Here is a 22,678-nt window from a genome sequence, read left to right as displayed (position 1 = left end):
CTTCGAAAACGCAAGTCCTGTAACGGCCGACTGCGACGGCTCTTGAATCGAGCTCCCGAAAAGCGGTACCCGGCGCGTAGATCGACCCTCTCAGAGCAGCACGGGTCGTCGTCAGTCCGAGAGGCCTGCCGGCGGGCCACCGGGGAGGTCACCGCGACCGTGTGGCTCCGTGAACGCTGGGTCCGGGCCGACGGGGACGAGCCGCTTGGGGTTGACGTCGTCGTGGGTCGTGTAGTAGTGCTCCTTGATGTGGGCCATGTTGACCGACTCGGCGACGCCCGGCAACTGGTACAGTTCGCGGGTGTGCCCCCAGAGGTGTTCGTAGTCGGTGATGTGGCGGACGTTGCACTTGAAGTGGGTGTGGTACACCTCGTCGAACCGGACCAGCGTCGTGAACAGGCAGACATCCGCGAGCGTCAACCGGTCGCCGACGAGATAGCGCTGGTCGGCCAGCACCTCGTTCCAGTGGTCGAGGGCGTCGAACAGTTCGGTCACGGCGTTCTCGTGGGCGGACTGGCTCGCTGCGAACCCGGCCCGGTAGACACCGTTGTTGATGGGGTCGTAGATGTCTTCGATGACCGCGTCGATCTCCGAACGGAGTTCCGCCGGATAGAGGTCGACCCCGGTGGTCCCGACGCCGACCATCGCATCCGCGAACATCTTGATTATCTCCTCGGATTCGTTGTTCACGATGGTCTCCTCCTCGCGGTCCCAGAGCACGGGGACGGTCACGCGACCGGTGAAGGAGTCGTCGGCTGCGGTGTAGAGCTCCCGGAGGTAGTCAGCACCCATGACAGAGTCCGTGGTGCAGTCGCCCTTCTCGGGGGTGAACTGCCAGCCGTCGGTATCGCGGTAGGGGTCCACGATGTCCATGGAGACCGCGTCCTCCAGTCCGAGCAGCCGCCGGACAATCATCGCACGGTGTGCCCAGGGGCACGCCCGGGAGACGTACAGGTGGTACCGGCCCGGCTCGGGCTGGAACCGGGCATCGTCGTCGGTGGCTATCCAGTCCCGGAAGCTGGTCTCCTGTCGGTCGAACTCACCGTCGTCGTTGGTCGTCTCGTACGCGCCCTCGCGCCACTCGCCGTCGACGAGCATGTTCATGCGGTCCCTATCGGCCCGGGGGCATTAACGACTGCCGCAGGCCCCAGTCGACTTCCGGTATCGATGATACCGGCCCGGAACACATTAAATTCCAATACTATAGTAGAAATTATTATGTGCAGTGAACACAAAGAACTATTCGAACATGGCTGTACTCAGAACACTCATCGGTGTCCTCATGCTCATCGTGCCGATGGTGGGATTCATCGTCCTCGCCATCTGAACCGCTCGCTCAGAACAGTCGGCTGCGCCGGTTACCGGGGGCTCCAGTCGCCCTGGAACATCACCCGAAGCCCTGCCCGTGAGGCGAGGTCTTCCAGGCGCGTCCGCTGTGCCTCGACGTCGCCACCGGTCCAGAGGTACGGCCCCGTGTCGAGTTCGACCGCTGGTCGCATCGGCTCCCCAGTCGGATGCCTGGGCTCGCGGTGGAGCACAGCCACGCCGTCGTCTTCCGGACAGTACGGGAGCGACACCGATCGCGAGAGATGGTGGTGCTCGATGAGATAGTCGACGACCTGTGCCATCGTCCCTGCGACCGTCGAACTCCCGACCGCCCCGACCGAGGTTCGGTCCCTGAAGAACCGGGCAACGTACTCCCCATCACTGCCAGCCGATGCGGTGGCGACGGTCTGGACGCCCTCGGCAGTCTGGCTGGACTCGTCGTCGGATTCGTCGTCGGATTCGTCGTCGAACCTGTCGGCTGATGCCTCGCGCTCGTCTGGCTCCGAATCGTCGCCGTCATCGTCGGTCGTCGACGTATCCCGTTCCACATCAGTCGTCGCCGTCGACGACTGTCCCGCACCCTCCTCGTCGTCGGGCTGGAACGACCGGGTCAGTCGCCTGACGAACTCCCGTGTCGCCGTCTCGATATCCGCGGCCGCCGCCCCGTCGGTCGTCTCCAGCAGCTCCGCCACGAGGTCGTCGACAAGCTCCTCGCCAGCGCCCGCCAGCCGCTCGGCCGCCAGCGCCCGTTCGGCTCGCGACCGGGACCGGGCACGCTCGAGTGCGCTGGCACGGGTGAACCGTTCGAGTACGGTCGTGGTCTCGGGGAGTTCCGCCAGCGAACTCTCGACCCATTCGTCACGCCCATCTCGTCGGCCGACGAACGCGAACTGCCGGCCGTTCGTGAGGACGCCCCAGCCCACATCTGTTTCGCGCATGGCGTCGAAGAGGGACGTCCGGGCTTCGGCCTCGAGAGTGTCCTCGCAGGGCTCTGTGAGGACGAACACGGCGGGTCGGCCGTCCGCGAGCAGCGCGTAGTCGACCCTGACGTCGGCCGCGGGGACCTCGTAGGCGGCTTCGACCTCTGGTGCTCTGACGTTCCAACCGAGCGTCTCCAGGAACGGCTCGACCAGTCTGAGCTGGGTGTTTCGCATCCCCAGTTCCGACGAGGCCGCGACCACCTCGCTCGCGTGTTCGACGTACTCGGTGAGTTCCGCGGGACCCATCGTCACCTCGTTCGTCGGTGACCCGCTTGTACTTTATCACACTCGAAGCGAGCCAGACAGAATTGCCGAAAGCGAAAACGGCCGTCAACTTAAAGAGGCACGGGTAAAGTCGCCGGTTTACCCGGTTTTCATTCGTGATAATCTCCGGTGTTGTTTTATATTCTGGTACCCACCGTTTCGAGCATATGCTGGGCCCGCTTCGTCGACTCATACCAAACTTTATTCGGAGAAGTTATGCGCTGAAATTCGGTATCGCGCTCCTCATAATGGGCCTGGCGGTCGGGGCGGTAGGGTTCGTCGCGACTGGCCAGATCACAGAGGAAGTAGAGAACAGCGTCAACGATAGACTCGAAGACCGTGCAGTGCAAGAAGCACGGAACTTGCGCCAATGGGACGAACGGAACATCGTCATCACACAGAACGTCGCCTGGAGTAGCGACGTAGAATCCGGAAACGAATCCGAGATCGACGCCCTTCTCGAGGGCCGGACGCAGGTGTTACAGTTCGAACGTGGCGTCCGGGACATGTACTACGTGAAGCTGCAATCCAACACGGTCACCGCCACCACGGCGAACCAGATGGAAGACGCAGCCCTCGGCCAGCTCCAGACGCCCTGGGCGAGTGAACTCGCGAGCAAGACCGCGGTCGACGGCGATTCCGGTGTCGTCTACAGCTCCTACACGGACCACGAGGGAACCACCGTCGTGGCGTACGCCTACCCGGTCAAAGCGAGCAGTGGCAGTGAGGTCATCGTCACCACCGTCGACGTGACGAACTACGGCCAGACGATGGCCGTCGACGACGGCGAGACCACGATGATTCTCGGGTCCGACAACGACATCGTGTTCTCGAACAACGCGAACATCACCGGCGACGCGTACCCCGGTGCCAACTTCTACCAGCTCTCCCAGACGGGTCCCGGCGTCGAGCAGTTCGGCTCGGCCCCCGGCCCGGTCGCGAGCACCGTCGGTGACCAGTACGCCGACGACGAGTACGTGACGAGTTACGCCAACGTCGAAGGCCGCGACATGGTCGTCACCGTGAGTGCGCCCACCTCGAACGTCTACGGCTTCGTTAACGACGTGAGTCAGTGGGGCCTCTACGCGACGCTCGCCGGCATGACGCTCATCGTCCTCGTCGGAACGGTCATCGGACGCAACACTGCGTCGGCCATCGACCGCCTCACCTCCAAGACGACCCAGATGGAGGAGGGCAACCTCAACGTCGACTTCGAGACGCACCGCATCGACAACATCGGCCGACTCTACAACGGGTTCGGTTCGATGCGCGACGCCCTCCGGGAACAGATCCAGGAGGCACGGGACGCCCGTGAGCAAGCAGAGCTCGCACGGGCCGAGGCGGAGCAGATGAACCGCCACCTCGAGCGCAAGGCCGACGAGTACCGCGACGTGATGCAGCACGTCTCCGATGGGGACATGACCCAGCGGATGAACGCCGAGTCCGAGTCCGAGGCGATGGCCGACATCGCTCGCGAGTTCAACCACATGATCGGCGAGATCGAGGAGACCACCGCCCAGCTCAAGAACTTCGCGAACGAGGTCGCGACCTCCTCCGAGGAGGTTACGGCCTCCAGCGAAGAGGTCCGCTCCGCCTCCGAGCAGGTGACCGAATCCATCCAGGAGATTTCCGACGGTGCGGACCGCCAGAACGACAGCCTCCAGCGGGTCAGTCAGGAGATGTCCGGACTCTCGACCACCATCGAGGAGATCGCATCCTCCTCGAACGAGGTGGCGGACCTGGCAGAACGGACCGCAGAGACCGGCCGCAGTGGTCGTGACGCGGCCCAGGAGGCAATCGACCGGATGCAGGAACTCGAGGACAACCGTGAGGTCGTCACCGACCAGATGGGTGACCTCGAGAACGAGATGGAGCAGATCGACGAGCTGATCGACTTCATCTCAGAGATCGCAGAGCAGACGAACATGCTCGCGCTGAACGCCAACATCGAGGCGGCACGCTCGGGCAGTTCCGGCGAAGGGTTCTCCGTCGTCGCACAGGAGGTCAAGGACCTGGCAGAGGAGACGAAGGACGCAGCCGAGGACATCGAGAAGCGCCTCGAGACCATCCAGTCGAAGACCCGCCAGTCCGTCCGCTCGGTCGAGGGCGCGAGCGAACAGATATCCGCGACGACCGACGCCGTCGAGGAGACCGTCACCGCACTCGACGAGATTGCGGGCTACGCGACCGAGACGAACACCGGTGTTCAGGAGATCTCGGCCGCGACCGAGGAACAGGCGGCCTCGACCGAAGAGGTCGTCGCGATGGTCGACGACGCAGCGACCATCTCCGAGGAGACGACCGCGGAGGCAGAGAACGTCGCCGCAGCAGCAGAGGAACAGACCACGGCGCTCACCGAGGTCAGCAAGTCCGCGAGCGACCTCGCGAACCAGGCGTCCCGCCTGAGCGAGGCACTCGACCGCTTCGAGACGGATGTGGACGACGAGTACGAGTTCGGTACCGGCGAGGAGCTCTTCGAGGACGTGGAGACGCGTGACCCCGAGGACATCGAGGCCGCGGCGGAGGCAGTCGGCGAACTGACCACCGGTGATACGGACCTCGACCTCGACGACTCGGACTTCACCGCCGAACCGGAGCCCGAAACCGAGACCGACACCGACGCCGTCGACGACGACCGGCAACTCGAGGAACCGATGGAAGCCCCGTCCGACTCCCAGGGTGGTCTCGGCTCGCCGGCGACGTTCGGCGAGGAGACCACGCCGACCACGGACGCGGGTGCAGGGTCGGCCTCCGAGGACGAGGAGTTCGCGCCGCTCGACGACGGGACCTTCTCGCCCATCGAGCAGGAGGGTGACGGCGACGCACTCGGCGACCTCGACGACGTCGACGACGTCGACCCGGACGAGTACAGCCTCGATGCGGCCGCGACGCCGGCGGACGAGCCGACCGAGGACGCTGATGCAGCACCGACGCTCGACGGACCGGCCGACGCCGCCGGCGAGGCGGAACCGGTCGAGTCGGACCCGATTCCGGCGGACGAGGCAGACCCAGAACCGCTGGGTGCACCCGACACGGAATCGCTCGAGTCGAGCGACGAGGAGGAAGACGACTCGCCGGGCATCGCGTTCGGCGAGGAAGAGCCCGAAGAAGCGGACGCCGCGGAGACCGAGGACGACCTCGACACCGACATCGAACTCGGTGGCGACATCGCCGAGGACGTGGACGCGGACGCTGAATCGGCACTCGAAGCCGAGCCAGCCCCTGAAGCCGAGCCGGCACCCCCCGTGGACGACGATTCGGAAGACGACGCGGTCGTCGCCGGGGAACCGGTCGTTTCGGACGAGCCCGACGAGCCGGACCTGGAAGACACTGACGAGCCGGTGGACTACGAAGCAGACATCGACCTCGGTTCAGATGCCGACGACGAGTTCGAAGGATTCGAGCCGTTCGAGGGTGGCGACGAGACCGACGCTGCCGAGCCGGCAGTCGATTCCGAGCCGGCTGTCGAGGAGGAACTGGCCACCGAAACCGAGCCGGCTGTCGACGACGAACTGGCCACCGAAACCGAGCCGGCTGTCGACAACGAACCGGCCGACGATGATGAATCGAGCGTCGACTCAGAACCGGCCGTCGAGGACGATGCGGAACCGGCCACCGAACTGGACGGACCAGACGAGGCCATCGAGGCCGAACCGGCTCCCGAAGCGGAGCTGGAAGCCGACACCGAGCCAGTCGCCGACACCGAACTCGAGGAGTCGGGCGATGACTGGGAGACCGTCGACGCCGATGCGGTCGAGACCGACGCGGACCTCGATGAGTCCACCACCGGCGATGCCTGGGACACGACCACCGACACGAGTGGCTCCTGGGCAGCCGACGACGGCTTCGACGACGACACGGCTGACGCCGACTGGGATGCAGACGAGCCGGCGGAGGGGGACCACTCGGGCGACCCCGAGTGGGAGCCCGACGAGCCGACCGGTGCGAGCTGGGACACCGAAGAGGCCCCAGCCGGCTGGGAGACCGACGACTCGGCCGTCGAGGACGACCCAGTCGTGGCCGACCCGGTCGATGACGATCTGGCCGAGGACGACCCGGCGGACGCTGCTGCAGAGTCCGCCGAGGCCGACGACGAGTCCGATGCCGAGCCGACGACCGGCCTCTCCTTCGGTGCGGACGCCGAAGCGGCCGACGCGCAGGACACCGAAGAGATAGACCGCGAGCTCGACGAAGCGCTCGACTTCGAAGACGAGGCGGTCGAACAGTCCGGTGAGGACGAACCGGACGATGCTGAGACGAAGGAGGTCCCCGGCATGGAGGACATCGACTTCGGTGACGAGTCCGACGAGGAAGACCTGGACGTCGACGAGGAGGACGTCAACGAGGACGACATGTTCTCGTTTGCCCAGTCCGAGCCGAACGACGACGAGTAACGCCGTCTTCTCTCGGTCACTTTGGTTCTTGTACGGTCTACCCGCTGAGCGTCGCGAGCGCCTGGCAACGAGTTTGAATGTGAGAGCGGCCGCATCGCTGGTGAGACGAGGCGACCGAAGAACGGACAGGGACGGGAGTTACTCCCGCTGGTAGATTCGGAGGCGACCGTCGAGGACGGAGAACGCCGACTTGAGCTGTGGCGGGATGGTCTCTGCCTTCCCGATGACGAGATAGCCGTCGGGGCGCAGTGACCGCGCGATGGTCTCGAGGATGGGCTGTTTGTACTCGTTGTCGATGTAGATGAACAGGTTCCGGCAGATGACCAGGTCGAAGCCGGACTTCGCGCGGTCGTTGATGAGGTCGTGCTTGGCGAAGGTGACCTTGCGCTTCACCCGGTCGGTCACCTCGAAGCGGTTCTCCTGTTTGTCCACGTAGGCGTGGAAGTTCGAGAGGAAGCCGAGCTGGTCCTCGATATCGACGGTCCGGGTGCTGCGGTAGACGCCCTCCTGTGCCGTCCGGAGGGCCTCGTCGTTGATGTCGGTCCCGTAGATGTGGAACTTCTCGGCATCGACCCGCGGGTCGTCGAGGGCGAGCATCGCCAGCGAGTACGGTTCGCGACCGTCGGCACAGGCGGCGGACCAGACGTGGACCCGGTCTTGCTCGGCGGAGAGGTCACGCAACACCGACCGGATTCCCTCCCAGACGTCCGGGTTCCGGAAGAACCCCGTGACGTTGATCGAGAGCGCGTCGAGCAGTTCCTTGGGCTCATCCCCGTCATCCTTGAGGATGTCGAGGTATTCGTCGTAGTCGGCCGCGCCGGTCCGGCGCATCCGCGAGGAGAGCCGCCGCTTCAGGTAGCTGTCGTTGTAATGACTGGTCGCGAACCCGATCTGGTCTTCGACGTAGGTGGCGACTCGGAGGAAAGACTCCTCCTCCGTCACAGTTCCTCCACCGCGTGCTCGCTGTCTGCAGTCCGGATCCGGAGCGTCCCGGTCTGCACGTCGAACTCGACGGTGCGGCCGCGCTGGCCGCCGACGTCCTCCGCGATGATGGGGACGCCGAGCTTCTCGAGTTCCTCCTTGGCCGCGGCGACGTTCCGCTTGCCGACGCCCTCACCGAAGGACTCGAACTGGAACATGTCGCTCCCGCCCGCTATCTTCGCTTCGACCGAGGTGTACGCCGCACCCTTCTCGACCATCCGGCGGAGCATCGCGCGGATGGCCGTATCGGCGTACTTGCCGGGCTGCGTGTCGGCCCCGTCGGCGGCGTCACCGTCGGGGAGCATGACGTGTGCCAGTCCGCCGATTCGGGTGTCAGGGTCGTAGAGGGCGATTGCCAGACAGGAGCCGAGTCCGTAAGACTTGAGCGTGTCCTCAGACTCCTTGCCCCTGACGACGAACTCCGAGATACCGACCTGGACCGGCTCCGGCGCGCCTGGTTCACTTCCGTACGTCTTCATGCGTTCTCCACTTCATCTATCGGGAAGTCTGCTTTCGTCTCGGCGTCGGCGATACGCTCGATGTCGAGGTTGTTGAGCGCCCGTTCGAGGTCCTCCTCGTCCGGGATGGCGTAGATGGAACAGTCGAACTCGCGGTCGTCGGCCTTGATGACCGTGTCGAAGACGAACGCGAAGTCCTGGTTCTCGCCGAGCTGGATGATGACCGGGTCGATGACCGCCGCCCCGAAGTCGTGGATGTACTGCGGCGGCGAGTGGTCGATGGTCGTGTCCAGCACGTTCGCCCAGCCGTCGATGAAGCCCGAGGCCATGATGTTCCCGAGCTCCTTGATGGCGCTCTTGCCGAGGTCACCGAACTCGTCGTCCGGCGGGTTCGGCACGGTCGCCTCGACGACCTCGCGGGCCGAGCGCTCGTCGAACAGGAACAGCAGGTACCCGGAGGGGGTGCCGTCGAGTTCGTGCGCCACGCCGACGAGCATCTCGTCGTCGATCTCCTGGGGAATCGCCTCCAGCGAGGCGAACTTCAGGCGGCGGATCTTCACGCTCGTCTCGATGCCGGTGAGCGTCGTGATGTTCGAGGCGACCTCTTTCGCCCCTTGCTGGGCCATCTCGTCGAAGCCGGCGAGCTTGTCGTACTCGATACCCCGGCTGTCGGGGTCGCCGTGCTGTTCGAGGATGTCCGCCATCGACTCCCGCTCGGGGAACAGGTAGTGCTTGAACCCGATCTCCGTGTCGACCGCCTCGATCTGGCTCTGGAACAACAGCGCGAGGTCGCCCTCGTCGGGTGCTGCCTCGAGGTCGCCGAGGAACGGCTCCGCGGTCGTCCCCTCGACGAACTCCGGCGTCGACACGTCGATGACGGTCCCGAGCACGTCCGCCCAGCCGTCGATGAACCCGGCGTTCATGATCTGGCCGACCTCGGTCATCGCCGAGCGGTTCATGTCGTTGAACTCGTCGGCGTCGGATTCACCGACCAGCGTCTTGACGATGCTGAGGGCCGCGTCGCGCTCGAAGATGATTATCGAGTGCCCGTCCAGCCCGCCGGAGAGTTCGACGCGGATGCCCACCTTGGGCACGTCGTCCTCAAACTCCGTCCGGATCTCCGAGCCGCGCATGAAGTTCAGCTTCGTGACGCCGACGCGGGTGTCCACGTCGGTCATGCGCGTCAGGCGACCCGCGGCGAGGCCGGCACCTTCCCGAGCCATGTCGTAGAAGGTCCCGAGTGCGGTGATGTCCAGTTTCATGTCGGCCTGGCTTCGATATTGTTGACCATCTCCACGAACTCTTCGAGGTTCGGGAAGGCGTAGATCTCGGCGTTGATGTCGTAACTCGGCACCGTCAGGTTGGAGTCGAAGAACAGCGCGAGGTCCTCGCCGCCGAGGCCTGCGGTCCGTTCGACGATCTCACCGGCCGGTGCGTACACCAGTTGCGGTGTCGCGATGTCGATGGTGCGGCCGAGCACGTCCGCCCAGCCGTCGATGAAGCCCGACGCCATCATGTTGCCGAGCTCTTCGACGGCCGAGCGAGCCATCTCGCCCGATACCTGGGACATGTCGTCGACCATGTCCGAGAGCATGAGCGCGGTGATCTTCTTCGCGCTCGACTCGGGGAACAGGATGAGGATGTGCCCGTGCGGGGGCTCCATCAGGCGCACCCTGACGCCGACACGTTTGCCGGCGTCCAGTTGCTTCTTGATGTCCTGGATGTCGATGAAGTTCGTCTTCGTCACCTCCATCCGGGCATCCTCGCCTGTCAGTTTACTCATGTTGTCGGCGACCCCGTTGGTCCCGACCTTCGCCATCTCGTTGATGAAACTCAGCTTCCGAATGTCGACCATCAAACTCATGATTGCCTCCTGTGGTTTCGTCCGTTCATAGTGTCTTCACATCCAGGATGTTCACGACTTCACCTTCGCCGAGCACCGTCGCCCCGCTCAGGCCGGGGATGCCGCCGAGTACGCCCTCGAAGGGCTTGACGACGACCTCCTGTTGCCCGCGAACCTCGTCGCAGTGGATCGCGAGCGGTCTGACGCCGCTCCGGATGCGCAGGTACATCCCCGTGCCGTTACGGGGGGTCCCGGGCGTCCCGAGGGCTTCGTTCAGGCGGACAAGCGGGAGCGTCTCGTCGCCGTCGACGATGACCTCCTGTCCGTCCTCCTCACGCACGTCGACCGCAGGGCCGATGTCGCGCACGACCTTGACCGGCACGCCGAACTCCTCGTCACCGGACTCCACGAACAGGACGTCCGCGATAGCGACGGTGACGGGGAGCAGCATCCGGATGGTGGTTCCTTCGCCCTGCTCCGACTCGACGGTCACCGTGCCGTCGAGGTCGTTGACGGTGCTCTTGACGACGTCCATCCCCACACCGCGGCCGGAGACGTCGGTAACCTCCGACGCCGTCGACAGCCCGGGGTGGAAGATGAGGTCGTACGCCTCCGAGTCGGGGAGCTCCGCTGCTTCCGCCTCGGTGAGGATGCCCTCCTCGACGGCCTCCTCGCGGAGGCGGTCAGGGTCGAGCCCGCGACCGTCGTCTTCGACTTCGATGACGACCTGGTCGCGGGCGCGTTCGACTCGCAAGGTGACCTGCCCTTCGGTGGGCTTGTCGAGTTCCTCGCGCTCGTCGGGCGATTCGATACCGTGGTCGACCGCGTTGCGAACGATGTGGACCAGCGGGTCCGAGATCTGGTCGAGGATGGAGCGGTCGACCTCGACCGACTCACCCTCCATCTCGAACGCGACCTGCTTGTCCTGTTCGCGGGAGATGTCGCGGACCACGCGCGGGAGCGTGTTCACGACCATCTTCACCGGCACGAGCCGGACGTCCATCACGGTGTCCTGAAGTTCACCGGTGAGGTCCTCCAGCTCGTCCAGTTCGTCGTCGAGTTCGGCGGGGTCGGCCCCCTCCTCGACGGTGCGGCGCAGGCGAACGCGGCTGGTGACCAGCCCCTCGACGAGGTTCAGCAGGCGGTCGACCTGCTCGACGTCGACGCGGATGGACTGTATCTCGCCCTCCGAGTCGGCTTCGTCGTCCTCGTCGCCGAGGGTCTGGATATCGACCTCGTACTCCGAGCCGTCGACGACCGGGCCGCTCGGCGCGGTGTCGTCGGGCTCGTCCCCGCCGTCTTCGTCTGCCGTCGAGTCGGCTGGGGGTTCGTCGAAGTCGCCGTAGTCGAGACCCGAGTCGTCCAGCCCACCGAAGCTACCGGAGTCGGCGACACTGTCGGTACCCGAGTCGAAATCGCTGCTTCCAATCGCGTCGAAATCACCGGTCTCGACCGTCGTCTCGGTGCTCGCCTGTGCCTCCGCTTCGTCGAGTTCGAACTCGCCGACCTCGACGTCGTCGAGGTCGAGGTCCGAACGGGCACGGGCGCGCTCGAGGGGCGAAAGGTCCTCGTCGTCGGTCGGTGTCGCGGTGTCCGCCTCGTCGGATTCCGCCGAGGCCTCGGCTTCGGTGTCCCCATCCGCCGGGGTCGCCGGGTCAAGGTCCACGTACTCGTCACCGAGCGCGACGCCCTCGTCGAGGTCGGATTCCTCGTCCGTCAGGTCGTCGTCCTCGGGCTCGTCGACCGATTCGGCCTCGGCGGCTGCGGCGGCGGTCTCCGAGGGGTCCGCAGTGTCGAGTTCGAAGTCGTCGCCGAGGTCGTCGTCGAAGGCGGCGCCGCCGACCGAGCCGGAACCGAAGTCGTCAGCACCGTCGAAGCTGCCGAAGTCGTCCGTCTCGTCGTCGGTGTCTGCAGTGGTTGCGGGTTTGGGCTCCTCGGCGGAGTCCGCCACCTCGGCCGAGTCGTCGGCGTCGGCGAACTCGTCGGTGGCCGCGGAATCGTCGACCGCGTCCACGTCGTCGTCCGCCGCAACGTCAGCGTCCGCCGCAACCTCGGCGTCCACGTCTGCCTCGGTGGCGGACGCTTCAGCCGTGTTCACCGTTGCGGCCTCGTCGGCGGTCTCGGTGGATTCGTCCGTATCGAAGTCGGTCTCGATATCGTCGTCGAACTCGTCGCTCGATGCCGCGTCATCGAAGCCGACAGTCGCGTCCTCGGGCTCGGTCGTGGTATCGACCTCGTCGAATCCGGATTCGGTGTCGACGTCGTCGAACTCGGTGTCGACGTCCTCGGACTCGGGCGCAGCCTCGACCTCGTCGAATTCTGAGTCGGTACCTGCGTCCTCGAACCCGAGGTCGTCGTCCGACTCCTCGAACCCGAGGTCGACCTCGACATCTGCGGGCGCGTCGGCTTCGACAGCCGGCTCGTCCGCGTCCGCCTCGGCCGGGGAGTCGCTGGACTCATCGGCGTCTGCGTCGATGCTGTCGGCCGCATCGACCGCTTCGTCCGCCGAATCGTCCACCGCTTCGCCGAACTCCTCGTCGAGGTCCAGGTCCTCACCAAGGTCGAGGTCCTCGTCGGACTCGTCTTCGGCATCCTCGAACCCGGAGACCTCGTCGTCGCCGACGAGGTCCGCCATGCTGACCTCGTCCTGGCCACTGCTGACCGCGGACTCGCCCTGCGAGAAGAAGTCGTCGTCTCGCTCCTCGAAGTCGTCTCCGAGGAGTTCGTCGAAGCCGACCTCCTCCTCGTCGGAGTACTCGTCGAACTCCAGTTCGGCGAGTTCGTCCTGCAGTTCGTCGAAACCGACCGGGTCGACCTCCTGTTTGAGTTCCGCGAAGGTCGCAGCCGCATCGTCGACCTCCTCGTCGGGGTCTTCGGATGGCGCTGGGTCGGGTTCGGCGGCGGTCTCGGGCTCGTCGGGTTCCTCGACGTCGCCGCCCGCTTCGCCAGCGGGTTCCGCGACGCTGTCACCGTCGTCGGCGAGGTCGTCGCCGAAGTCGATGTCGTCGAAGGAGCCGGCGTCGCCCAGGTCGTCGAACCCGGAGACGTCGTCCATCTCCTCGACCATGGCGTCGAGGTCGTCGTACTCGTCGAACTCCGAGAGGAGGTCGTCGACGGACATGTCCTGTGCGGCCGAGGAGTCGATGTCCGAGCCCGGGTCCTCCTCGAAGAGGTCGTCGAACTCGTCCTCGATGACGCCTTCCTCGACGCGTGACGCCTCGTAGCGCTCGGTCACCTCCGTGATGCGGTCGTCCGCGACCGCGTCGACGGGTTCGAGTGCGGCAGAGATGGCCGCCTCGCCGACGGCGCTGCCGAACACCGCGTCGAGGGTACCGTCGTACTCGCCCGCGGCGAGCGTGTCCTCCTCGGGGACGGTGCCGAGGAGGTCGAACGCGTCTGCGAGCGCCTTCACGACCAGTCGGCCGTTCTGTCGCTCGTCGTTCTCCTCGATGGCGAGTCTGACGTGGTAGACGTCGTGGTTCTCGTCCGTGAGGTCTCTCGCGGCCTCGACCGCCTCGTCGAGTGCCGCATCGTCCGGGTCCGTGATCGTCGGGATACCCGTCTCGGCCTCCTTGACCTCCCGGAGGGTTTCGATGGTCTCGGACGCATCCGTCCGGATCTCACCGTAGGCGCGGACGTCGTCCAGCATCGTCTCGAGTTCGTCGACGCCGCCGAATATCACGTCCATGAGCTCCGGCGTGACCTCGATCTGTCCGGACCGGACAGCTTCGAGGAGGTCCTCTATCGCGTGTGCGAGGTTCGATGCATCCTCGAACCCCATGGCACCCGCGTTTCCTTTGAGGGTGTGAGCCATCCGGAAGATGCGGCCCATCGCCTCGTCGTCGTCGGGGGAGCGCTCGAGCTCGAGGAGCGCGTTGTTCAGTTCCGTGATGTTCTCTTCGGACTCCTGAACGAAGTCCCTGAGGTACTCATCCATGGCTCTGTGCCTCCTGGCTGAATACGGAACAGATGCCCTCGGGGATGTCCGTCGCCGAGAGCACCTGGTCGACACACCCGGTCTCGATAGCCTGCTTCGGGATACCGAAGACGGGGCTCGATGCTTCGTCCTGTGCGATGGTCGCGCCGCCAGCTTCCTTGATGGCCGCGATGCCGGCCGCGCCGTCCTTGCCCATCCCGGTGAGCGTGACGCCACAGAGTGGGTCCGAGACGCGCTCGGCTGCCGTCTCCATGGTCACGTCGATGGCGGGACGGACGCCGTGGCGGCGCTCCTCCTGCGTGAGCCGGATGCGAACGTTCCCGGCCACGTTCGAGACCACCTCCATGTGGTAGTCCCCACGTGCGATGGCGATGTCGCCGTCACGCAGACGGAGCCCGTCGGTCGCTTCGTAGACGTCGTAGTTCGACAGGCTGTCGAGGCGGGCGGCGAGGCGGTCGGTGAACGACGCGGGCATGTGCTGGACGACCAGCACCTTCGCGCCGAGGGCGACCGGGAGGCTCGTGACGATCTGTTCGACGATCTTCGGACCGCCCGTCGATGCGCCGATGACGATGGTCGGATGCTTGACGTACGGCCCGCTGGCCGTCGTCTCGCTGTCGCCACCCGTGTCGTGGGTGGGCCACGCGCCCTCGTCCGTGGACCCGGCCGCCGCGGTGGCTGTGGCGCGGGGCTCGGTCATCGAGGTCGCGTCGACACCTTCGACCGCCCGGACCTTCTCCACGAGCCGATCCGCGAGGCTCGCGATGTTCGGCGACACCTCGCCGCTCGGTTTGGCGAGGAAGTCGACCGCGCCCTTATCGAGTGCCTCGAACGTCTCGTCTGCACCCTTGCTCGTGTGTGCGCTGAGCATGAGGATAGGGGTGGGGTTCGTCGCCATGATCTCGGTGACGGCGTCGATGCCGTTCATGCCGGGCATCTGGACGTCCATCGTGACGATGTCGGGGTCGTGTTCGGCGACCGCTGCTACTGCTTTCTTGCCGTTGCTGGCGCTGTAGACCTCGTACCCGTTGTCCGCGAGGATGTTGCCGATGACCGTTCGCATGAACTGCGAATCGTCGACAACCAGCACGCTCGTCATGCAGGGACGACGTCTTTCAGCGCTTTGCGAACGCTGGGTTCTTCGAATGGTTTGGTCACGTAGCCATCGGCACCGGCTTTGACCGCGAGCTTCATCTTCTCGCGCTGGCCGACCGATGTGCACATGATGACACGTGAACTCGGGTCCAGCTTCTTGATGGCGGCTGTCGCCTTGATACCGTTACATTTCGGCATCACGATGTCCATCATCACGATGTCCGGATTCTCTTCTTTGTACAGTTTGACCGCTTCGGCCCCGTTGGACGCCTCTCCTACGATATCGTACTCGTCCTCCAGAATCTGCCTGAGGAGGTTCCGCATAAAATGAGAGTCGTCCACGATGAGCACCCCTGTCGACATTCAGTTAATACACCAAGCCACGGTAGACGAAGCGTAGACATAAATGCTGTTGCCCCGTTATCAGCGGCGATAATCAGTAGAACGGACCGGTGACGACTCGGTTACCGGCGGAATAGGCCCGTACGATTCACTGGGCTCCTTGCCCGGACGCCTGTATGAGTCCTTTGATGTCCAGCAACCCCATCGTGTCGACGACCTGACCATCCTCCTCGTGGTAGATGACCGCGGTCACGAGTGGGTGCTCGCCAGCCTCGTCCTCGGCGTGCTCGCTCGGGACGATGGAGCGGAGGGGAACCAGTTCGACCCCCATGACGTCGTCGACACGGATACCGACGCCCTGTTTGTCCGAGGCACGGTCGAACACGATGATACGCTGGCGGTTCAGTCCCGACGGTTCCTGCTCGACGGTGAAGTGGACACGCGGTTCGATGACCGCGGTGATCTCCCCGCGGAGGTCCATGATGCCGTCGATGGCTGGCGAGGTCCGCGGGACCCGCGTCCACTCTTTCACCTTCACGATACTCTTTACGGCGTCCACGCTGACCGCGAGGCGCTGCTCGCCGATTCGAAACACGACGAACCGTTCGACTTCGTCCGGTTCGTTCTCGGGGGAGCGGTCGCTCTGGATCTCGCGTTCGGGCTCGTCCTCCGGGTTCTCGACGTCGATATCCAGCAACTCGTCTGGCAGGTCCGTTGACATCCTGTTGGGGTATCTGCCCCGGTCAGTAAAAACGTTGACCCCCGAACGGGGGCGCTCGGTCACCAGAACGCCAGTCGCAGCCACGCGAGCAACTGGATAACAGCCATGGCGACCATCACTGCCACGGTCGGGAACGGCGACCGGACGACGGTGAACCGCTGGGCCGCGAGGACGGCGACGGGAACGAGGACCAGACTCGACCAGCCGACGGTCGGCGGCAGGAGGCCGAGGAACGGGAGCACCGCCAGCGACCCCAGCGAGAGCGTCGCGCTCGCGAGGTACGCCCGCCGGAGTCGGTGGGGAGACCAGCGCGTCGGTAGCGTCCGCTTCCCGACGGTGGCGTCCGCGTCCCTGTCCGGCCACTGGGTCGCCAGCAGATTCGTGAACACGTAGATGGCGAACGGGAGCACCGCGAGGACCGCCCTCGCATCCACGTCAGCCCCGACGACCGCGAACCCGTAGAGCGGCAAGACGAGGCCACCGAGGACCGCGTTCGTCACCTCGCCGAGGCCGTTCCAGGCGAGTGCGGGGCCGACCGAGTAGGCCCACCCGATTACCGCGATGGCCATGAGGAGCACGAGTGGAACCGGTGGCAACAGCCCCGTCGCGAACCCGGCGACGGTCACGGCCGTTCCGACGGTGAGACTCGCGACCGCGGCGTGGAGTGCGAGTCGCGGCGACAGGCCGGTGCGCGCCAGGGCACCACTCCCGCCGGAGAAGCGTGTCCGTTCGGTCAGTGCATCGGTCTCGTGGTCGGCGTACTCGTTGACGTAGTGGATGCTGGCCGCGGTCGGCAGCAGGGCACCACCGCCGACGAGCACGGCCATCGAGTCGACTGTCCACCCCCGGGCCGCCGCCATCGCGACACCGAGGGCATACACCACGAGGATGAGTGCAAGCTGGGACGGTCGGGACATCCCCCAGAGTGCAGACAACTGGCGTGTCCCGGCCCGAGTCATGGCCGTAGCTAGTGGTTCCACCCACCTAAACACCCCTACGTGTCACTCGTCTTACTTCATCAGCCCGCCAAAAGATTCAATTCTCATAATCGAGAATGGGTCATCGGATGGCTTCGACAAGCTGGCAGGGCGAGGGTGACGACCCCGCGATGGACGTCCTCTCGACGCTCGGCAACAAGTACAGCGCGGAGATACTGTGTGCAGCACAGACGCCGACGTCGGCGCAGGAACTCAGCGACGAGGTCGGTATCCCGATCGCGACCTGCTACCGACGGATCGAAGAGCTCGTCGAGACCGGCCTCCTCCAGTGCGAGGGCCGTCAGCTCTCCGACGAAGGCCGACGAACCAACGTCTACCGACGCACGCTCGACGAGATCGCCGTCGACTTCTCCGACCCCGGTCCATCGTTCTCCCGCAAGGAGCGCTCGGAGGCGAAGAACCGCCTCCAGGACAAGATGGACGACTGACCACGCCGCGTTCTCCTGCAGGCTTCACCCCCACTGGTGAGGCTGTTTCGTCCGAGGCCCTCGTCGAGGCACCGCCGCACCGGAAGCGACGAGTCTGCGCATCAGCAGATTCAAGTGTTACTCGGATAATATCCAGGTATGACTCCAGGCGCACTCGAAGAGACCGAGTCGGGCGTCCGTGACCTCACAGGACACGAACGGACGCTCCACGTCGGCCGCGACCGGCCAATCCGAATCAGCGCGGGACACCGCATCCTCCACCACGACGGTAAGTGCTCGCGCCCGCACGGCCACAACTACGAGATAGCCGTCAGCATCACCGGCACCCTCAGCGAGGAGGGGTGGGTTGTCGACAAGGGCGATATTACCTCGATAATCGACGAGTGGGACCACCGGTTCCTCGTCGAGGACGGCGACCCCCTCGTCGATGCCTTCGACGCCGCCGGCGACGCAGACGGGCTGGTCGTCCTCGACCACCCGCCGACGGCCGAAGTGATGTCTCTGCTCCTCGAGGAGAAGTTCATGGAGCGCCTCCCCGACAACGTCACCGACGTCTCCGTCCAGGTGGCCGAGACGGCCGAACTCTGCGGCGGGAGCGAGTTCTGAGATGCCCGTCACGAGCGAGGCACCGCATGAGGAAGCAGGAACCGATGGTGACCTCCCCATCAACGAATTGTTCTACTCGGTGCAGGGCGAGGGCGTCCTCGCGGGCGTCCCCAGCGTGTTCGTCCGGACCAGTGGCTGCAACCTCCGGTGCTGGTTCTGTGACTCCTACCACACGTCGTGGGAGCCGACCCACGCCTGGATGGACATCGAGCACATCGTGAGCGAGGTCGAGTCCCACAAGCAGGCCGACCACGTCGTCGTCACCGGCGGCGAACCGCTCATCCACGAGGGCGTCGTCGACCTCCTCCACGAACTCGACGAGCGGGGCTACCACACCACCGTCGAGACGAACGGGACCATCTACCGCGACGCTCCCATCGACCTGGCCTCTATCTCGCCGAAACTCGCGAACAGCACGCCGACGCCCGAGACGTTGCGCGACGACGGCGAACCGGTCGAGAGCGACGACTGGGCCGAGCGCCACGAGCGCGAGCGCATCGACGTGGAGACGCTCGCCCGACTGGTCGACGCGTACGACCGCCAGCTGAAGTTCGTCGTCACCGGCCCCGAGGACATGCCCGAAATCGAGTCGCTCGTCGAGTCGGTTCGGGACGCGGCCGAGGACCCCATCCGCGACGACGAGATTCTACTCATGCCGGAGGGTGCGACCCGGGACCGACTCGCCGAGACCCGCCAGCCCGTCGCCGAACTCGCGATGGAGTACGGCTACCGGTACACACCACGCTTGCACGTGGACCTCTGGAACGACGCGCCCGAGACCTGAGTCACCAGGACCGATGCACCCCTACCCACCCATCCCCGATGCCGCGGACGCTCCCGACGAGCTGTTCGACCAGGGCCACCTCTGGCTGACGGAGAAGCTCGACGGGGCGCACCTCCGGTTAACCCTGCGTGACACGGGCGTCCTCGCCTTCGGGGACCGGAACCGTGACTGGCCCGACGACCAGGTCCCCGAGGAGTATCGCCACGCGGTTCGACACGTCCGCGAGACGGTCGACCGCGCGGCCCTGCAGGACGCCGTCGACAGCGCCGGCGACCTCGTCGTCTACGGCGTGGCGATGCACCGCCAGACCATCGACTACGACTGGGACCGTGTCCCGAGCTTCGTCGGGTTCGACGTCTGGCGGGCCGACCGCGACGCCTTCCTGCCCCCGGACATCGCGGAGAAGGTCGTCGAGGGCATCGGGCTCGCATCCGTGAACACCTTCGACCGAGAGGTCCCGGCGAAGCACTTCGACCCCGAGGGCTACGAGGTCCCCGATTCCGCGTGGTACGACGGCCCCGCCGCGGGCGTCGTCGTGAAGAACAAGCGCGGCCTCCGGGCCGCCATCGAATCGGACCGCGTCGACCTGCAGGAGGGCCCGACCCCGGTCGACGCCAGCGCCGAGGAGTTCGCCGAGCGCGTCGTCACCGAGGGGATGGTCCGCCGTATCGTCCGCGACCTGACCGACCGCGCGGGTGGCAGCCCGCCGCGGCCCGAAGCCATCCACCAGCGCGCCGTCGACCGGGTCTTCCGCGCCGAGTACGGCCGCATCACCCACCACGAGAGTCCGGTCGACCCGGCCGCCGTCACGTCGGCGGTCGCCGGCCGCGTCCATTCGCTGTTCCAACGCATCGACAGTACCTGACCACAGACACACCAGAACCCACCCATGGCATCCGACACCACTCCGACCGACGAATCGTCCACCGAAACCACCGAGAAGCGCGCCGTCGTCCTCGCCTCCGGCGGGATGGACTCAGCGACCGCCGCCTACGAGGCGAAGTCACGGGGTTACGAGCTCTACTTGCTCCACACCTCGTACGGCCAGAACACCGAGGCCCGCGAGTACGAGTGCGCCCGCCGGCTCGCCGAGGAGGTCCACGCCGCCGACTTCCTCCACATCGAGACGAGCCACCTCGCGAAGATCGGCGCGTCCTCGCTGACCGACGACGACATCGACGTCGAGGACGCCGACCCCGACAGCGACGAGATTCCGTCCTCGTACGTCCCGTTCCGCAACGCGAACCTGCTCTCGATGGCCGTCTCGTACGCCGAAGCCAACGACTGTGAGGCCGTCTTCATCGGCGCGCACTCCGAGGACTTCGCAGGCTACCCGGACTGCCGGCCCGCGTTCTTCGAGGCGTTCGAGAAGCTGGTCGACGTGGGGACGAAGCCGGAGACCAAGATCAGCATCGAGGCCCCGTTCGTGGAGTGGTCGAAGACCGACATCGCGGCCCGCGGCGTCGAACTCGACGTGCCCTACGAGCACACCTGGAGCTGCTACCGGGCGAACGAGCCCGCCTGCGGCACCTGTGACTCCTGTGCCTTCAGACTGGAGGCGTTCCAGAACGTCGGGGTGCGGGACCCCATCGAGTACGCAGAACGCCCGAACTACGCCGAGTCGGACGACTGAGCGCCCTCTGTTTTCCCGTCTTCCGCCGCCTCGGCGTCCCGCGACCACACCGTCACCCCGATACCGGCGAGCACGACGGCCCCGCCAGCGAGTGTGAGCAGTCCCGGTATCTCCGAGAAGAGCGCCAGCGCGAGCAGTGCGCTCCCGACCGGCTCGCCCAAGAGGGAGACGCTCACGACCCACGACTCGACACGTTCGAGCACCCAGTTCACGACGGTGTGCCCGAAGATACCCGGCCCCACCGCCATCGCGGCGAACAGGACCCACTCTCTGAGTTCGTACCCAAGCAGGGGATGTCCCTGCACCAGCACCACTCCGAGAAGGACGACGGTACAGGCCGCGTAGACGACGGTGACGTAGGGAAAGACGCGAATCCGCTGGCGGAGCGACCGGCCTGCGAGCACGTAGCCGGAGGCCATCGCGGCCGCCAGCACCGCCAACACGTTGCCGAGCAAGGGCGCGCTGGCGGTCGTACTCGACGCTGCGTCGAGGCCCATCAGCGACGCCCCGAGCACCGCGACGAGGATGCCGACGACCGTCTTCGTCGTCACGCGCTCGTCGAGCAGTGCCCAACCACCAAGCGCGACGAACAGGGGTTGCGTCTGGACGAGCGTCGCGCTGGCGGCGATGGTCGTCAAATCGAGGCTCACGAACCAGAGCGCGAAGTGGCCCGCGAGCGCGATACCCGCGACCATCGCCACACCGAGGTCCTTCCGACCGATGCGCTGGAAGTCGCCGGAGCCCCGTCGCAGGGCCAGCGGGGCGACGATGGCCGTCATGAACGCGACGCGGTAGAGCGCCTTCACGGTGCTCGGGGCCTCCGAGAGGCGGACGAGCGGGGCACTCGTACTGACGGCGAGCACGGCCACGACGAGGGCCACCCACGGCGGCACGTCGTCGGTCCTGGCGGCGAGTCCAGCGAACACAGCGCCACCGATGTGAGATGGGGCTTTACTGCTTGCGGAATCGGCACTCCCAGCGAGAATCGCGAGAGGTTTCAGGGCACACCGAGTTCGACCGGTCGTGAACGACGAGACAACCGGGGCGCTGCTCGTCATCGTCTCAGCCGTCGGCTTCGGCACGCTCGGCATCTTCGGGAAGCTCGCCGACGCGGCCGGGCTGACGGTCCCGACGCTGCTGGCGTCCCGGTTCGTCATCGCCAGCCTGCTCGTCTGGGCGGTGCTCGGCCTGCGCGGGAACGCCCAACTCCTCACGGGTCGCGGCCTCGCGGTCGCGCTCGGGCTCGGGACCCTCGGGTACGCCCTGATGAGCGGCCTCTACTTCGTCGGCCTGGGCTACCTGACCGCGGGGCTCGCGGGCATCGTGCTCTACACCTACCCCGCCTTCGTGGTCTGTCTCGCACTCCTGAGTGGCCGCGAGACCATCACCCCTCGCCTCGTTGCGGCGCTTATCCTCTGCCTCGCCGGTGTGGCACTCGTCCTCGGCGTCGACCCGGCCGGGGCGGACCCGCTCGGCGTGACCATCGTGCTCGTCGCCGCGGTGGTCTACGCAGGCTACATCACGGCCAGCGGGATGGCCCTCGACTCGGTTCGGCCCCGCACCCTGACCGCCCACGTCCTCCCGGCCGCGGCGGGGGCGTTCATCGCGGTCGGGAGCCTGACCGGAACCCTATCGGTCCCGTCGAGTCCGAGCCAGTGGTCGGTCGTCGTCGGCATCGCGCTGGTCGCCACCATCGTCCCCATCTTCGCCTTCTTCGCTGGCATCCAGCGCGTCGGCGCGAGTCGAGCCAGCGTGTTGAGCACGGTCGAACCGGCCGTGACAGTCGTGCTTGGTGCGGTGTATCTCTCCGAGCCGGTGACCGCGACGACGGTCGTGGGTGGGGTGCTGGTGCTCGCGGGTGTGGTGCTGGCGCAGTCCTGAAAAATCG

Annotated in this window: 19 protein-coding genes; 7 read left to right on the top strand and 12 right to left on the bottom strand. The window is 66.0% G+C overall.

All coding sequences use genetic code 11. The features are described 5' to 3' along the window. Positions 1–111 precede the first annotated feature (111 nt). Together N6C22_RS10425 and N6C22_RS10420 are read right to left on the bottom strand one after the other, a co-directional pair. Complete coding sequence (locus N6C22_RS10425) at positions 112–1,104, bottom strand: glutathione S-transferase family protein (RefSeq protein WP_261651041.1); 993 nt, start codon at positions 1,102–1,104, stop codon at positions 112–114. A 254-nt stretch (positions 1,105–1,358) separates the two neighbouring features. Further along, complete coding sequence (locus N6C22_RS10420; RefSeq protein ID WP_261651040.1) at positions 1,359–2,552, bottom strand: hypothetical protein; 1,194 nt, start codon at positions 2,550–2,552, stop codon at positions 1,359–1,361. A 266-nt stretch (positions 2,553–2,818) separates the two neighbouring features. On the opposite strand from N6C22_RS10420, the gene N6C22_RS10415 reads away from it, so the two are divergent. Further along, a complete protein-coding gene (locus N6C22_RS10415; protein WP_261651039.1) occupies positions 2,819–6,964 on the top strand; it encodes a methyl-accepting chemotaxis protein in 4,146 nt (1,381 codons plus the stop codon). Between the two features lie 138 nt (positions 6,965–7,102). Here N6C22_RS10415 and N6C22_RS10410 read toward each other — a convergent pair whose 3' ends face one another. The 9 genes from N6C22_RS10410 to N6C22_RS10370 all read right to left on the bottom strand — a co-directional run bounded on the left by N6C22_RS10410 (position 7,103) and on the right by N6C22_RS10370 (position 17,300). Beyond that, a complete protein-coding gene (locus N6C22_RS10410; protein ID WP_261651038.1) occupies positions 7,103–7,906 on the bottom strand; it encodes a protein-glutamate O-methyltransferase CheR in 804 nt (267 codons plus the stop codon). After that, positions 7,903–8,424, bottom strand: a complete 522-nt coding sequence (locus N6C22_RS10405; protein WP_261651037.1) for a chemotaxis protein CheD — start codon at positions 8,422–8,424, stop codon at positions 7,903–7,905. Before N6C22_RS10405 ends, N6C22_RS10410 begins: the two co-directional genes overlap by 4 nt. Then, on the bottom strand, positions 8,421–9,665 hold the full coding sequence (locus tag N6C22_RS10400; protein WP_261651036.1) for a chemotaxis protein CheC: 1,245 nt from the start codon (positions 9,663–9,665) through the stop codon (positions 8,421–8,423). The genes N6C22_RS10405 and N6C22_RS10400 overlap by 4 nt, the downstream gene beginning before the upstream one ends. After that, complete coding sequence (locus N6C22_RS10395; RefSeq protein ID WP_368408714.1) at positions 9,662–10,267, bottom strand: chemotaxis protein CheC; 606 nt, start codon at positions 10,265–10,267, stop codon at positions 9,662–9,664. Before N6C22_RS10395 ends, N6C22_RS10400 begins: the two co-directional genes overlap by 4 nt. Positions 10,268–10,292: 25 nt before the next feature. After that, positions 10,293–14,183: an Hpt domain-containing protein gene (locus N6C22_RS10390; RefSeq protein WP_261651034.1), complete on the bottom strand. Its 3,891-nt coding sequence runs from the start codon at positions 14,181–14,183 to the stop codon at positions 10,293–10,295. Continuing rightward, positions 14,176–15,282 (bottom strand): chemotaxis-specific protein-glutamate methyltransferase CheB, encoded by a 1,107-nt coding sequence (gene cheB, locus N6C22_RS10385; protein ID WP_261651033.1) that lies wholly within the window; start codon positions 15,280–15,282, stop codon positions 14,176–14,178. Before cheB ends, N6C22_RS10390 begins: the two co-directional genes overlap by 8 nt. Further along, the gene (cheY, locus tag N6C22_RS10380) at positions 15,279–15,641 is read right to left on the bottom strand and encodes a chemotaxis protein CheY (protein WP_089733104.1); all 363 of its coding nucleotides are present in this window, start codon (positions 15,639–15,641) and stop codon (positions 15,279–15,281) included. The genes cheB and cheY overlap by 4 nt, the downstream gene beginning before the upstream one ends. A gap of 127 nt (positions 15,642–15,768) precedes the next feature. Further along, complete coding sequence (locus tag N6C22_RS10375; protein WP_261651031.1) at positions 15,769–16,341, bottom strand: chemotaxis protein CheW; 573 nt, start codon at positions 16,339–16,341, stop codon at positions 15,769–15,771. Positions 16,342–16,400: 59 nt separating this feature from the next. Continuing rightward, on the bottom strand, positions 16,401–17,300 hold the full coding sequence (locus N6C22_RS10370; protein ID WP_261651030.1) for a prenyltransferase: 900 nt from the start codon (positions 17,298–17,300) through the stop codon (positions 16,401–16,403). A gap of 107 nt (positions 17,301–17,407) precedes the next feature. Between N6C22_RS10370 and N6C22_RS10365 the strand changes: the two genes are divergently transcribed. The 5 genes from N6C22_RS10365 (at position 17,408) to queC (ending at position 20,790) form a co-directional block, all read left to right on the top strand. After that, positions 17,408–17,767, top strand: coding sequence for a helix-turn-helix domain-containing protein (locus N6C22_RS10365; RefSeq protein WP_369684408.1), 360 nt, complete (start codon positions 17,408–17,410; stop codon positions 17,765–17,767). Positions 17,768–17,905: 138 nt separating this feature from the next. Then, positions 17,906–18,373 carry a 6-pyruvoyl tetrahydropterin synthase family protein gene (locus N6C22_RS10360; RefSeq protein WP_261651029.1) on the top strand — a complete coding sequence of 156 codons (468 nt, stop codon included), beginning with the start codon at positions 17,906–17,908 and terminating at the stop codon, positions 18,371–18,373. A gap of 1 nt (position 18,374) precedes the next feature. After that, positions 18,375–19,157, top strand: coding sequence for a 7-carboxy-7-deazaguanine synthase QueE (locus tag N6C22_RS10355; protein ID WP_261651028.1), 783 nt, complete (start codon positions 18,375–18,377; stop codon positions 19,155–19,157). 13 nt (positions 19,158–19,170) lie between these two features. Next, entirely contained in the window at positions 19,171–20,022 is an 852-nt protein-coding gene (locus N6C22_RS10350; protein ID WP_261651027.1) for an RNA ligase family protein, read from the top strand. Positions 20,023–20,046: 24 nt separating this feature from the next. Beyond that, entirely contained in the window at positions 20,047–20,790 is a 744-nt protein-coding gene (gene queC / locus N6C22_RS10345) for a 7-cyano-7-deazaguanine synthase QueC (protein ID WP_261651026.1), read from the top strand. On the opposite strand, the gene N6C22_RS10340 is transcribed toward queC, so the two are convergent. Continuing rightward, on the bottom strand, positions 20,769–21,716 hold the full coding sequence (locus N6C22_RS10340) for a DMT family transporter (protein ID WP_261651025.1): 948 nt from the start codon (positions 21,714–21,716) through the stop codon (positions 20,769–20,771). The genes queC and N6C22_RS10340 overlap by 22 nt on opposite strands. A gap of 97 nt (positions 21,717–21,813) precedes the next feature. On the opposite strand from N6C22_RS10340, the gene N6C22_RS10335 reads away from it, so the two are divergent. Continuing rightward, the gene (locus N6C22_RS10335; RefSeq protein ID WP_261651024.1) at positions 21,814–22,671 is read left to right on the top strand and encodes a DMT family transporter; all 858 of its coding nucleotides are present in this window, start codon (positions 21,814–21,816) and stop codon (positions 22,669–22,671) included. Positions 22,672–22,678 lie beyond the last annotated feature (7 nt).

The organism is Haloarchaeobius sp. HME9146, from assembly GCF_025399835.1.
Classification (GTDB): Archaea; Halobacteriota; Halobacteria; order Halobacteriales; family Natrialbaceae; genus Haloarchaeobius.
Note: the sequence above shows the minus strand (reverse complement) of the source record. Positions and strands in the feature narration are given on the sequence as shown.